This is a genomic window from Ruegeria sp. BHSA162 (genome assembly GCF_059613385.1).
In genome coordinates this window covers 18856-32440 of record NZ_JBXWSK010000004.1, presented here as the reverse complement: position 1 = coordinate 32440, position 13585 = coordinate 18856, and the positions used below count along the sequence as shown (strand labels likewise).

Genomic DNA, 13585 nt, shown 5'->3' with positions numbered 1-13585 from the left:
GCGGAAAACCGTGCGATCCGCGCATCTGCAACAGGAAAGGTTTCCCCGCACGTGGCGGGGAAACCGTTTGATTGCCAGACGGCCAGTTAGCCCAGAACGCGGTCGCGCTGAGCGGTGTAGACGCCCGAAGACATGTTCAGCCACGACGACGAGGCTTTCATCGATGCCATCGCGCTGTCGTGGATCTTCTTGAACAGCTCGTCGCTCATGTTCTCGGCCAGAACTTCCTGGCTGGCTTGTCCGAAGGCATCCCAGACGCTGTCGGGGAATTCCATGACCTTCACGCCACCGGCCTGCAGACGCTGCAGCGCCGCGCCGTTGTTGGCCAGGAACTGTGCCAGGTTCCACTGGTGCGCTTCGCCGGCAGCGATCTCGATGATCTTCTGGTGCGCCGGCGAGAGGCTTTCGAACACGTCGCGGTTGGTGGCCAGCGACAGGCCTGCGCCCGGCTCGTGGAAACCGGCGGTGTAGTAGATCTTGGTGATCTCCTGGAAACCGGCCTTTTCGTCGGCCCAGGGACCGATCCACTCGGTGCCGTCGATGGCACCCGAGGACAGTGCCTGGTACACTTCCGAACCCGGAATGTTCTGAACCGATGCGCCCAGTTTGCCCAGAGCCTTGCCGCCCAGACCCGGCATACGGAACTTCAGGCCGTTGAAGTCTTCGGGGCTGTTGATCTCTTTCGAGTACCAGCCGCCGGCCTGCGCACCGGTGTTGCCTGCCAGGAACGATTTCAGGCCGAAGATCTGGCCCAGTTCGTCATGCAGCTCCATGCCGCCATCGAAATAGTACCAGTTCACCAGTTCCTGCGCGGTCATTCCGAACGGAACGGCGGTGAAGAACGCATAGCCCGGGTGCTGACCGACAAAGTAATAGTCAGCGGCGTGATACATGTCAGCCTGACCCGACGAGACGGCGTCGAACACTTCGAACGCACCCACCAGCTCGCCCGCGGCCTTGATGTCAACGGTCAGGTTGCCGTCGGACATTGCGGTGATGCTGTCGGCGCAACGCTGCGCGCTGTCGAACACGCCAGCCAGACCGCGGCCCCACGAGGTAACCATGGTCAGCGTGCGCTTGCCCTGCGCATAGGCGGGTGCCGCCAATGCGGTTGCCGCTGCGGCCGAGCCGCCCAGTGCCGACGTCTTTAGAAACTTACGACGATCCATAAGAGTAATCCTCCCCTTCATAGTCACGACTCGGGCAGCGCCCGAGCCAGTCGTTTACGGTAGCGTCACCCTAATGAAGGCCGTTTGAAAAGGAATACCTATTACTACGTAGATCAGATGGTTTTTTCTGCAGAACGCGCAATTGAGGAGCTCATTTCGACCCGCAAACCGCGAGTCCTGGGCGTTTCGAGCACCGGAATGCCCAATCTCTTTGCAATTTCACCCCCGCTTGCGTATCGATTCGACCATGGGGAAACTCCGCGCTCTGCTTTCACTGACCTACGCTCAGAAGCTGTCGCTGGTGGCGGCCATTCCGCTGGTCGTAGCCGTGGCCGCAATCGCGGTCATGGTGGCCTACGAGTCCCGCGCGACTGCTGAACGCGAGATCAAGGCGTTGGAGCGTCGGCTGATCGAGGCCAAGAAGGAAGAGCTGCGCAATTACGTGACACAGGCCCGAAACGGGTTCGCTTATATCTACGGACGCGCGTCTCCGGATGACAAGGTCGCCCAGAATCTGGTGACCCAGATCCTGTCGGCGATGATTTACGGAAAGGACGGGTTCTTCTTCGTTTATGATTATGACGGCAACAACCTTGTCAGCCCGCGCCAGACCGAGTTCATCAATCAGAACTGGGAAGGCCTGACGGACAGCGAGGGTGTTCCGGTCGTCGACGAGTTCATCCGCCTGGCCCGGCAGGGTGCCGGATGGCACAGTTTCATGTGGCAGAAGCCCTCGACCGGGGAAGAGGCGATGATGATCGCCTATGTCGTCGGCCTGCAGGATTGGCGTTGGGCCGTGGGAACCGGTGTATTCATCGACGACATCGTGGCCACCGTTGCAAATGCCCGCGCCGAAGTCGAAGCGCGCGTACAACGCACGTTCCTGTATATCGGCGGTATCGTTCTGGCGGCGGTTCTGATCGTCTTCGCCTCGGGGATGCTGTTGAACATCCGCGAACGCCGGCTTGCGGATGCCAAGCTGAAGGAACTGACCAAGCGGGTCATCGACGCGCAGGAGGAAGAGCGCGGCCGCGTGGCGCGTGAACTGCATGACGGGATCAGCCAGATCCTGGTCGGGGTGCGCTATGCGCTGGACAATGCCCGGCGGCGCCTGTCCAAGGGCGATCATGACGGCGCACGTGCGCCGCTGGACAAGGGCATCGACAACCTGGGCACCGCGATTACCGAAGTGCGTCGCATCAGTCGCGACCTGCGGCCCGGCGTATTGGATGACTTGGGCCTTGGCCCGGCCCTGAAGGCGCTGACCGATGATTTCCGCGAACGGACCGGGATCCAGACCGAATTCTCGACCGTCGTGTTCCGCAATCGCCTGGACCAGGACAGCAAGATCGCCCTCTACCGTATCGCGCAAGAGGCGCTGACGAATATCGAACGCCATTCTGGCGCAACCCGCGTCACGATCGACCTGCGCGGCCACAAGAAGGGCGCGACCATGCGCATCACCGACAACGGCAGTGGCCTTCGGTCACGACCGGGCCGGGTCAGCACCGGGATCGGGCTGCGCAACATGCAAGAGCGCATAGAACAGCTTGACGGGTCCCTGCGTATCCTGTCATCACGCGGCGCACAAAGTGGTACAGTGATCGAAGTCAGCCTGCCGCTGAGCCACCTGTTGCCGCCGCAGGAAGACGCGACACCCAAAGGAAAGGCCGGTTCCTGATGACCGAAACGATCCGAGTCCTTATCGTCGACGATCACCCCATGGTCGCCGAGGGCATCCAGTCGATCCTCGAGAGTTTTGACGACATCAAGGTCGTCGGCACGTTGGGCAATGGCCGTGACGCGGTGGATCAGGCCGCGCGCCTGCAGCCCGATGTCATCCTGATGGATCTGAACATGCCGGGGCTCGGGGGGCTCAGCGCCACGGAGCTGATCCTCGAACGGCTGCCCGACACCCGCATCCTCATTCTATCGATGCATGACAGCCCGGAATACATCTCGACCGCATTGAGCCACGGGGCCAAGGGCTATGTTCTCAAGGATGTGCCGACGGACGAAATCAAGCAGGCCATAGACGCGGTCATGCGTGGAGAGCGCTATCTGTGCACCGGAGCGATCGGATCGCTGGAACCGAAAGAGGATGCGGCGCGCGAAGCACTCACCGGACGCGAGCAGACGATCCTTCTGGAATTGGCGCAGGGCAAGTCGAACAAGGAAGTCGCGCTGGCGCTGGATATTTCGGTTCGCACGGTCGAAACCCATCGCAAAAACATCAAGCGCAAGCTGGGCATCTCATCGACTGCCGGCCTGACCCGATACGCGCTGGAACATGGCGTTCTGCAAGGAACCGGCGTGGCCTTCTGACGGCCGCGCCATCAGCGCAGCTTCCGCGCTTCAACGGATTCCTTCGCCGAAAAAGATCAGCGTGCCGTCCTCATCCAGAACGTGAAACTCTCGCTGTTGATATGGCTGATCAAATGGCGCACGAACCCGCCCTTCGGGGAGGTCCTCGAGTTTGGGACGCAGGCTTTCGTACAAGTCGTCTATATCCTCGACATCAACATAGAAGGATTGCTCGTGGCCCAGCGGCAGGCCATCCGCGCGCGGCGGGCATTCCAGCAGGCGAATTGCAACCGGGCCAAGCCTGAGAAAAGCATAGTTGTCTTGCGTGAACCCACACGCGAAACCCAGACGATCGCAGTAGAATGCAATTTGCCGGCTCAGCGAGGAACACAGGACAAAGGGGGTCAGCTGAACAATACGTGGCACCTTGCACTCCCTGGCAGGATCTGACTGCTCCACCCTATCACGGGTCAGTCCAGAAGCTCATCGTTTCGCACCCCCTCCCTGTCGCGATGACACGGCAGCACACGGCCGTAGAGCTGCCGTGTACGCTCGACCCCGCCACACATGCCTTCGGCCTCGACAAAGGAGAATATCCCCACGTAGCGCGGCCGTGCACCCGACACTGGCGCCACGCGATGCAAGGAATAGCGCCCCCGAAAGATCTGCAGATCACCGGGATTGAGCTCCAACTGGCGTACCATTCCCATATTGCCGTCTAGAACCGAGGCCACCTTGTCAAAGTTCTCCTCCTCAGCGGTGCGCAGGTTCGGCGCGTATTCAAAGGCGCCGCCTTGCTCGCCATTCTGGATCGCCAGAGTAACCGTGTAGTTGTTCGTGTCGAAATGCCACGGAAAGCCCTGCCCCTCTTCGACCACGTTGATGATCACATCCGCCAATGGATCATCGTAGCGAAAGAACCGATCCGCGGGTTCATTCAGCGCTTCGCGTATGAAGGGCAGAAATCCTTCGAACTCGTAGATTCTGCGCAGGGGACCGGTAGACGGGAAATTGTCGGCCGGAACAAAGGCGTTCGACCGGTCATAGAACCGACGGATCGGGTGGGCGATACCAAAGCGGGGATCGTCCTTGGTGAAATAGGCGTTGGTCCGGTTGAAACTGCGATGCGCACTCGGCGCGACGGCTTCGGCTTCGGTCAGCAACTGACCCAACCCGTCTTCGTGGACAAATCCGGGTAAAACTGCGCAACCATCTTTGTCGAGGTCACGACGAATGTCATCGATCAACCGATCATAGGCCGCCGAATTCGGACGATCTATCGGATAGCGCCCGAGGTCCACCAGATCCATCAGCATGCCGTCCTCCCTGACTTGTTCGCAGCCCCAGCCTGACCCAGCCCGGCCCCCGCATCATGCCCGTTTCAGACATCGCTCTGACGCATTCTGACCTCGACCACCGCTCGGAACTCGGCAAAACTCGGCCAGTATTTCCGGAAATTTCTCCACATGCGGCAATCTGCGCAACAAAATGTCGCAAAATTCGACATCAGAGTCAGGAAATTGGCCAGATTGCCTGTTGACGCCCCTTCGCGCCGCCCATAATGTCTGCCCCACGCAAAAAGGAGCCTCTGGCGATGAGAACGCTAGTCGTAATCGTAGGAACCACGCGCATGGGCCGGTAACGGTAAGCCATAATCGAACCCATGCGCCTCCGAAACTTCGGGGGCTTTTTTTTGTCAAACGCAAGACACATGTCGCGAACGGAGCAAAGCAGATGACACGTGAGATGACCGGCGCAAAGATGGTGGTCCAGGCCCTCAAGGATCAGGGCGTGGACACGGTATTCGGATACCCCGGCGGCGCCGTGCTACCGATCTATGACGAGATCTTTCTGCAAAATGACATCCGTCACATCCTGGTGCGGCATGAACAGGGCGCGATACATGCCGCCGAGGGCTACGCCCGTTCAACCGGCAAACCCGGTGTCGCACTGGTGACCTCGGGGCCCGGCGCGACCAACGCGGTAACCGGCCTGACCGACGCGCTTCTGGATTCGATCCCGATCGTGGTTCTGACCGGTCAGGTGCCGACGTTCATGATCGGCTCGGATGCGTTCCAAGAGGCGGACACGGTGGGCATCACCCGGCCCTGCACCAAGCACAATTGGCTGGTCAAAGACACCAACTCGCTGGCGGAAACCATGCACGAGGCGTTTCATGTCGCCACCGCGGGCCGTCCCGGTCCTGTGTTGATCGACATCCCCAAAGACGTTCAGTTTGCCACCGGCAAATACACCGCGCCGAAACCATCGACCTCGCATTATCAACCGGCGCTCAAGGGCGACATCGAAGAGATCACCGAACTGGTCGCCGCCATCGAAACCGCCAAGCGGCCCGTGTTCTATACCGGCGGCGGCGTGATCAACTCAGGCCCCGCTGCCAGCCAACTGCTGCGCGAGCTGGTCGACGCGACCGGGTTCCCCATCACCTCGACCCTGATGGGCCTGGGCGCCTATCCGGCATCGGGCAAGAACTGGATCGGGATGCTGGGCATGCACGGTCTGTACGAGGCGAACATGGCCATGCATGACTGTGATCTGATGATCAATGTCGGCGCCAGGTTCGACGATCGGATCACGGGGCGTATCGACGCCTTCTCGCCCAAGTCGAAAAAGGCGCATATCGACATCGACCCGTCCTCGATCAACAAGGTGATCCGGGTGGACATCCCCATCGTGGGGGACGTGGCGCATGTTCTGGAAGACGTGCTGAAGGTCTGGAAGGCGCGTGGTCGCAAAACCAACACCGAAGCGATCGCCAAGTGGCAGGCCCAGATCTCGGACTGGCGCAAGGTCAACTGCCTTGCCTACACCAACAGCGAAAAGGCGATAAAACCCCAATACGCGCTGGAACGGCTCGAGGCGCTGACCAAGGACCACGATCGCTATGTCTGTACTGAGGTGGGCCAGCACCAGATGTGGGCCGCGCAATTCCTTGGGTTCGAAGACCCCAACCGCTGGATGACCTCGGGCGGGCTGGGCACCATGGGCTATGGCTTCCCGGCTTCGATCGGGGTGCAGATGGCACACCCGGACGCGCTGGTGATCAACGTCGCGGGCGAGGCCAGTTGGCTGATGAACATGCAGGAGATGGGCACCGCCGTCCAATACCGCCTGCCGGTGAAACAGTTTATCCTGAACAACGAACGCCTGGGCATGGTGCGCCAGTGGCAGGAACTGCTGCACGGCGAACGCTACTCGCATTCGTGGTCCGAGGCCCTGCCCGATTTCGTCAAGCTGGCCGAGGCCTTCGGGGCCAAGGGGATCATCTGCAAAGACCCCGCCGATCTGGATGACGCGATCATGGAGATGATCAATTACGACGGTCCGGTGATCTTTGACTGTCTGGTGGAAAAGCACGAGAACTGCTTCCCCATGATCCCGTCGGGCAAGGCCCATAACGAGATGCTGCTGGGCGAGGCCGAAACGAAGGGTGTCATTCAGGCTGGCGGCGCGGTGCTGGTTTGATATTGCTTGCGGACACAGGGCCACGCTGTTGGCCCTGATGGACGCTCACAGGACAGGACGGAACATGCCCGGCATCCCCACTCAGACATCTCCACGCGAGAACCTGCAGATTTTTGCGGGGCGTCGCGGATGGCAGTTGGGCATTCTTGTCCCTGCGCTGGTGCTCGGGGTCTTTGTCATCTGGCTCGGCCTCAGCTGGAGCGAGATCGCGGCCAATGGCAGCGCCGGCTTTCCGATCGACTTTCGGGTCTTCTGGGCCGCCGGACGTCTGGCCCATCTGGGTGAGCCTCTGTCGGCTTTCAGTGTCGACAGCCTGACCGCCATGCACAACGTCATCAAGGAAGATGACTGGATGCCCTGGTCTTACCCGCCGGCGTTTCTTGCAACGCTGCAACCCTTGGGCGCCCTTCCCTTCCCCATTGCCTGGCTGGTCTTCTCGATCGCGTCGATCGTCGCGATGATATTCGCCGCCCGGCCGTTCGCGGAAGGCATCACACCGGTCTGGTTCGCATTTGCGCTGCCACCCGCGATATTGCCGACCCTGTTCATGGGGCAGACCGCAGCCCTGTGGATGGCCGGTTTGCTGGCGGCACTTGCAGCGCTCAAGAACCAACGTTTGGTTCTTGCCGGCTTTTTTATCGGCCTTCTGACGCTCAAACCTCAGCTGGGCATCCTGATTCCCTTTGCTTTGCTGGCGTGCCGGGCGTGGCCGACCATCATTTCGGCCGGCGTCACGACCCTGGTCATCTCGGGGTTGGCGACTGCGCTCTACGGTCCGGAATACTGGCTGGAAATGCGCAACATGATGGCGGTCCACTTTTCGGTGGTGCGTGAAACCATCGTCGAAAACAATCTGATGCTTAGCCCCTATTCGACGCTCGCCAGCTTTGGGCTGCCCGAGCCTGTCGCCTTGGCCGTTCAGTGGACGATCACAGCCTGCGCGGCCATCATGGTCACGATCACATGGCGCAGCCCCCGGATCGGTTTTGACCTGCGTGCCGCGGTGCTGGCGCTGGCGGTTATGCTGTCCACCCCATACCTGTGGTTCTACGAATCTGCTCTGATCTCCGCTGCGGGACTATTCCTCTTGCGCGCAGGTGTATTGACGAACAGCCCATGGGGCCTGGCGCTGGCCGGAGCGATGTGGCTGGGTGCCGCCCCCGCTTTCTTCGCCTTTCTGTTCCGCGGCGAGGTCGACATCTCGATCCGCCTGCTTTTTGCACCGCTTTTGTATCTTTCCTGTCTGGTTTGCATCGGTGCCGTTGTTCAACGGCTGCGGGCGCCAGACAATTCCTCTGCCAACGATGAGGTCTTCCAATGACTGCACTCAAGATCCGAAAAGGTTCCACCCGCCACTCGGCCTACAACCTGCGCCCGACCTTCTCGGACGTGCAGGAACGCCACACGATCGCTGTTCTGGTCGAAAACGAACCGGGGGTTCTAGCCCGGGTCATAGGGCTGTTCTCGGGGCGCGGCTACAACATCGAAAGCCTGACCGTGGCCGAGGTCGACCACACCGGACACCTCAGCCGCATCACGATCGTCACCACCGGTACACCGCAGGTGATCGAACAGATCAAGGCTCAGCTGGGCCGCATTGTCCCGGTGCATGACGTGCATGACCTGACTGTCGAAGGCCCTTCGGTCGAACGGGAACTGGCGATCATCAAGGTCGTCGGCGAAGGCGACAAGCGGGTCGAGGCGTTGCGCCTTGCCGACATTTTCCGGGCCAATGTCGTGGACAGCACGTTGAATTCGTTCATCTTCGAAATCACCGGCGCGCCGGACAAGATCGATGCATTTGCCGATCTGATGCGCCCGCTGGGCTCTGTCGAGGTTGCACGGACAGGCGTCGCGGCCCTGCTGCGCGGCAACTGATTTTTCGCGAACCCATCAAAACGCCCCGTCGCGCAGATCGACGGGGCGTTTTGCGTTTTCGGATCGAATTCCGCGGGTGCGTAACTGAGCACTGATAGGAAAAAGACCATACAAATAGGCTTAATGCCTATTGCGTTCGCGCCTGAGCGCGTTACGCTTGGACCAGAATACGCAAACTGCGTGTTCCATGGGGTCAATTTTGCGATTTCTTGACTGGCGACCGACCTTTCTGGCCGATCCGGTCGTGTTTCCCGAACCGTTGCAAACCAGAGTGAGACATGGCCGTAGACACTCGCACGCCCGCCGAGCTGCGCAGCATGCTGGGGGCGAATCTCAGGCAACTTGCCGACCGCTATCCTTCGGTCGCCGAACTGTGCAGACAGCTGGGCGTCAACCGCACGCAGTTCAACCGGTATCTTTCTGGCGAGAGTTTTCCACGCCCGGACGTTCTGGACCGCATCTGCCGGTTCTTTGACGTGGATGCCCGCATTCTGTTGAAACCGCTTGAGGAAATCCCCGCGCCCCGGCGCTGTGACCTGCCCGAAAGCGTGGTCCAGTTCCTTCGGCCCGGACTGGCAGCCTTGACCGAGGACACGTTTCCAAGCGGCGTCTATCTTGTGACGCAACATGGCAGCGAAGCCGATCCACGCGCCCATCATTGGCTGGTTCAAACCCGGCACCTGCATCAGTGTGCTGTCCTGCGCGGCTTCCTGCCGCCGGCCATGGCCGGTACGCGTTCCGCCACGGGCCGTGAACTTCGTGGCTTCGCCGCCTGCGCCGGACCCAATATCTACGCAGTCTTGTCGCGCGAGGCTGGTCGTGACAGCAAGACGATGGTGATCCGCAAGGACATGACCGATGGCAACGGCGTCTGGATCGGTTCGTGCATGGAGCACTCTGCGGCTACTCCGCACATCTACAGATTGGAAATCCGCCATCTGGGCCACGATTTCCGGGCAACGCTGGAGGCAGCAAGACTGGCGCGCCGGACATAGGAAACCGCCCAAACTCCCGTGCATGTCGTTGTGAGAAAAGCCGGAGTCGCAGAAGTGTAAGCGAGGGCTGGCCCCGGATGCCTAGGCTGGTGGAGAAGCGAGGAGAACCAGATGGCCAGCACCCCAACCGAACTGTCGGCTGTTCGTCAGAGCATTGAAACCGCTCTGGGCCTGCCCAACGCACATTATACGGACCCTGCCCTGCACGCCGAAGAAACTCGCGCCCTGCTGCTGGATGGCTGGGCCGGTCTCGCGGTCACCGCCGATGTCCCCGAGCCCGGTGACGCGGTTCCGCTGGAGTTCATGGGTATTCCGCTCCTGTTGCTGCGTGACCGTTCCGGTACGGTCCGTGTGTTTCAGAATATCTGCCGTCACCGCGGCATGATCCTGGTCGAAGAGCCCCGCAAGATCGAAGGCGCCATTCGCTGCCCCTATCACAGCTGGTGCTATTCCACCGAAGGCCGGCTGGTCGCCACGCCGCATGTGGGCGGCCCGGGCCAGAACGCGCATGACGCGGTCAGCAAATCGGAACTCGGCCTGATCGAGGTGCGTAGCCATATATGGCGCGACGTGGTTTGGATCAACGTCTCGGGCGACGCGCCGGCGTTCGAGGATGCCAACGCCAGGCTGATCGAGCGCTGGGCCGAGTTCGACAAACCGCTGTACCACGGCGGCCCGGAAAGTTCCTTTCGGTTGGACGTCAATTGCAACTGGAAGCTGGCGGTCGAGAACTACTGCGAAAGCTATCACCTACCGTGGGTGCATCCCGGGTTGAACAGTTACTCGCGGCTTGAGGACCACTATCACATCCAGGAGCCCGGCCTTTATTCCGGTCAGGGAACCTTGGTCTATCGGCAACTGAAAACTGAGGACGGTCGGGTTTTTCCCGATTTCGAAGGTCTCAGCGAGAAATGGGACACCGCAGCCGAATACATTGCCGCCTTCCCCAACGTGCTGCTGGGCGTGCACCGGGACCACGCCTTCGCCATCATTCTGCGGCCCGAGGCCCAGAACCGGACCTCGGAGCACATCCACCTGTTCTATTCGGCGCCGGATACCGATGCGGATCTGCGCGCCCGCAATGCCGAGCAGTGGAAAGTGGTCTTTGAAGAGGATGTGTTCGTCGTAGAAGGGATGCAGCGTGGCCGCGCGGCGCCGGGGTTTGACGGCGGACATTTCTCGCCGGCGATGGACGGGCCGACCCATCTGTTCCACGACTGGGTGGCGCAGCGTCTGATGGCACATCGCAACGAACTGGCCGCTGAATGACCGACCTGCACACCCGCCTTCTGCAGGCGCATGCGGCGGGTGACATCACGGCTTTGGCTGAATTGTACGAATTGGCCGCCGCCAGCCAGCAGGACGACGACGCCCGGAGCTTTTTTCTGACCCACGCCTATGTCCATGCGCTTGAAGCCAACCTGCCCGGCGCGGGACGTCTGCGTCAGATGCTGGTCGACATGGGCCGCGAAGTGCCCGATTCCTGACCCCGAGAACCTAGGCTTGGGCCGGCTCGGCGACCGGCCCCGCCGCTGCATCGTCTTCGGTGATCTGCCGATACAGGTGCCAGCTGGCATGACCGAACAGAGGCAACACGATCAGCAATCCCAAAAACCAGGGCACCATGGCGACAAAGGTCGTGACCGCAATGAAGGCACCCCAGCCCAACATGACCCGCTTGTTCACGCTGACATAGGCATAGCTCGAGATCATGGCAGTGACGAAGTCGAGTTCCCGGTCCAGCAGCATCGGGATCGACAACACGGTGATCATGTAAAGCAGGATGGCAAAGATCGCGCCTACAGCAGTGCCGACAGCGAGCATGGCCAGACCGTTGGGTGTCAGAAATACCTCAAGCGATGACGACACGTTTGTCATTGTCGACAGCCCCATGAACAGCGCAAAGATCATGTGGCCGAGAAAGAACCAGAACAGAAACATCACGACGATGATCGCGCAGATCGACGGCAACTGACGGCGGCTCTGCTGGATCACGACACCGAAGATGGCGCCATTGTCCAAAGGCTCATTCCGCTCGAGCCGGTGCGATACCTCGTACAAACCCACGGCGGCGAATGGCCCGATCAGCGGAAAGCCGATGGCAGCCAGCACCAGCCAGAACGAGGTGCCCGTTTGCACGGTTACCCAGGCCATCAACCACCCGACCAGAACGTAGAAGCCGCCGAACAGCAGGCCAAAGACCGGTGCGCGGCGATAATCCTGCCAGGCGCGATGCAGCGCCGTGCGCAACATGCCGATATCCGCCGGTTTCAGCGTTGGCACTCCGAATGGCTTTTCCATGTTACGTTTCTCCTCCCCTTGCCCTCAGGCCATGGCCGGGCGTTTTTGCGGCCAATGCGTCACGGCGTGAAAGGCGGCCCCCAAAGCCAGCAGTTGCGCGTCGCTGCCGCGCGGCCCGAACAGTTGCATTCCCATCGGCAGTCCTCCGGGGCCAAACCCCGCCGGTATCGAAAGGCAGGGCAGACCAATCAGGCTGACCGGCGTGACCACCTGCATCCAACGATGATAGGTGTCCATCGCGACCCCACCAATGCTGCGCGGATACGGCTGATCCACAGGGAACGGCCACACCTGAGCCGCCGGCAACACCAGCGCATCATACTCGGCGAACAGTTCAACCGCCCGACGGTACCAATCCGAACGGGTGACGCTGGCTGCGTGGACCTCCATCGCCGTCAGGGCCAGACCTCGCTCCAGCTCCCATTGCGCGGTGTCCTTCAGGACGTCTTTCCGGTCGGCCAAAGGCAGCAGACTTGCTGCTACGTTCCACGACCGCAGGGTGATCCAGCTGTCCCACAGGCGCTCGGCATCGAAGGGCGGCGGTACGTCCTCGACGGTTGCGCCGAGCCCCTCAAAAATCGCCAACTCGTTGCTGCATTGGGTCAGAATCCCTTCCTCGGTCGGGAATGCGCCGCCCCAATCTCCCAGCCATCCGATCCGCATCCCGTCCAGGCTTTCGACAGACAATGGGGTGACGGGGTCGCAGGGAACGCTCAAAGGCTGCCTCGGATCGGGGCCAGAGATCACATCCAGCAATAGTCCGATATCCTGCGGGCTGCGGGCCATCGGCCCCAAGGTCGAGAGCTGGTGCAGGAACAAATCACCCTGTGGTTCCGAGGGAACCCGGCCCCAACTGGGCCTGAAGCCGTACACGTTGTTCCACGCGGCCGGATTGCGCAGGCTGCCCATCATGTCCGACCCATCCGCCAGCGCGACCATCCCTGTGGCCAAGGCCACCGCTGCGCCACCCGAAGACCCACCGCAGGACCGGGCCGGATCGTATGGGTTCCGGGTTGCGCCATAGACCGGATTGAAGGTGTGCGAGCCCAACCCGAACTCCGGTGTGTTCGTCTTTCCGATCAGGATAGCCCCAGCAGCCCGCAACCGTGCTGCGATCAGGTCGTCGACGGCTGGGACGTGATTGCGAAAAACCGGCGACCCCTGGGTCGACGCGATGCCAGCCACATTGACCAGGTCTTTGACGGCAATCGGAAGCCCATGCAGCGGCCCGCGGCCCGACTTGTCGTCGGCGGCCCGGGCTTGTGCCATAAGCACATCCTCGTCCTGCAGCGCGACGATTGCATTGACCTGCCCGTTCACCTGGGCAATCCGGTCGAGCGTCGCGCGCATCAACTCAGCGGCCGACAAATGCCCTGTCGCGAGTTTCTCGAGAAGATCAGCGGCTGAAGTATCGCTTAGGTTCATGGGGTTACGTCCGAGCTTTGCTTGCGC

General features: G+C 61.1%; 13 protein-coding genes. 8 read left to right on the top strand and 5 right to left on the bottom strand.

Annotated features, from left to right (window positions below; genetic code table 11):
• Window positions 1-86: 86 nt before the first annotated feature.
• Entirely contained in the window at window positions 87-1169 is a 1083-nt protein-coding gene (locus AC2FM5_RS02430; protein WP_170338175.1) for a TRAP transporter substrate-binding protein, read from the bottom strand.
• Between the two features lie 247 nt (window positions 1170-1416).
• Between AC2FM5_RS02430 and AC2FM5_RS02425 the strand changes: the two genes are divergently transcribed.
• Both AC2FM5_RS02425 and AC2FM5_RS02420 read left to right on the top strand, forming a co-directional pair.
• Window positions 1417-2850, top strand: coding sequence for a cache domain-containing protein (locus tag AC2FM5_RS02425; RefSeq protein ID WP_496733687.1), 1434 nt, complete (start codon window positions 1417-1419; stop codon window positions 2848-2850).
• Window positions 2850-3494 (top strand): response regulator transcription factor, encoded by a 645-nt coding sequence (locus AC2FM5_RS02420; RefSeq protein WP_170338171.1) that lies wholly within the window; start codon window positions 2850-2852, stop codon window positions 3492-3494. Before AC2FM5_RS02425 ends, AC2FM5_RS02420 begins: the two co-directional genes overlap by 1 nt.
• Before the next feature lie 30 nt (window positions 3495-3524).
• Here AC2FM5_RS02420 and AC2FM5_RS02415 read toward each other — a convergent pair whose 3' ends face one another.
• Together AC2FM5_RS02415 and AC2FM5_RS02410 are read right to left on the bottom strand one after the other, a co-directional pair.
• Window positions 3525-3899, bottom strand: coding sequence for a bleomycin resistance protein (locus AC2FM5_RS02415; RefSeq protein ID WP_170338682.1), 375 nt, complete (start codon window positions 3897-3899; stop codon window positions 3525-3527).
• A gap of 44 nt (window positions 3900-3943) precedes the next feature.
• Complete coding sequence (locus AC2FM5_RS02410; RefSeq protein ID WP_170358840.1) at window positions 3944-4789, bottom strand: HalD/BesD family halogenase; 846 nt, start codon at window positions 4787-4789, stop codon at window positions 3944-3946.
• A gap of 418 nt (window positions 4790-5207) precedes the next feature.
• On the opposite strand from AC2FM5_RS02410, the gene AC2FM5_RS02405 reads away from it, so the two are divergent.
• From AC2FM5_RS02405 to AC2FM5_RS02380, 6 genes are all read left to right on the top strand, one after another.
• The gene (locus tag AC2FM5_RS02405; RefSeq protein WP_170358838.1) at window positions 5208-6959 is read left to right on the top strand and encodes an acetolactate synthase 3 large subunit; all 1752 of its coding nucleotides are present in this window, start codon (window positions 5208-5210) and stop codon (window positions 6957-6959) included.
• 64 nt (window positions 6960-7023) lie between these two features.
• Window positions 7024-8280, top strand: a complete 1257-nt coding sequence (locus AC2FM5_RS02400; RefSeq protein WP_170358836.1) for a glycosyltransferase family 87 protein — start codon at window positions 7024-7026, stop codon at window positions 8278-8280.
• Window positions 8277-8837: an acetolactate synthase small subunit gene (ilvN, locus tag AC2FM5_RS02395; RefSeq protein WP_093962354.1), complete on the top strand. Its 561-nt coding sequence runs from the start codon at window positions 8277-8279 to the stop codon at window positions 8835-8837. The genes AC2FM5_RS02400 and ilvN overlap by 4 nt, the downstream gene beginning before the upstream one ends.
• 278 nt (window positions 8838-9115) lie before the next feature.
• Window positions 9116-9832, top strand: a complete 717-nt coding sequence (locus AC2FM5_RS02390; RefSeq protein WP_254440317.1) for a helix-turn-helix domain-containing protein — start codon at window positions 9116-9118, stop codon at window positions 9830-9832.
• A 111-nt stretch (window positions 9833-9943) separates the two neighbouring features.
• Window positions 9944-11101, top strand: a complete 1158-nt coding sequence (locus tag AC2FM5_RS02385) for an aromatic ring-hydroxylating oxygenase subunit alpha (RefSeq protein ID WP_496733679.1) — start codon at window positions 9944-9946, stop codon at window positions 11099-11101.
• Complete coding sequence (locus tag AC2FM5_RS02380) at window positions 11098-11319, top strand: hypothetical protein (protein WP_170338672.1); 222 nt, start codon at window positions 11098-11100, stop codon at window positions 11317-11319. Before AC2FM5_RS02385 ends, AC2FM5_RS02380 begins: the two co-directional genes overlap by 4 nt.
• A gap of 10 nt (window positions 11320-11329) precedes the next feature.
• Here the strand turns inward: AC2FM5_RS02380 and AC2FM5_RS02375 are convergent, their stop codons facing one another.
• Both AC2FM5_RS02375 and AC2FM5_RS02370 read right to left on the bottom strand, forming a co-directional pair.
• Window positions 11330-12133, bottom strand: a complete 804-nt coding sequence (locus tag AC2FM5_RS02375) for a DUF2189 domain-containing protein (protein WP_496733676.1) — start codon at window positions 12131-12133, stop codon at window positions 11330-11332.
• 24 nt (window positions 12134-12157) lie between these two features.
• Window positions 12158-13558, bottom strand: coding sequence for an amidase (locus tag AC2FM5_RS02370; protein ID WP_496733674.1), 1401 nt, complete (start codon window positions 13556-13558; stop codon window positions 12158-12160).
• Window positions 13559-13585 lie beyond the last annotated feature (27 nt).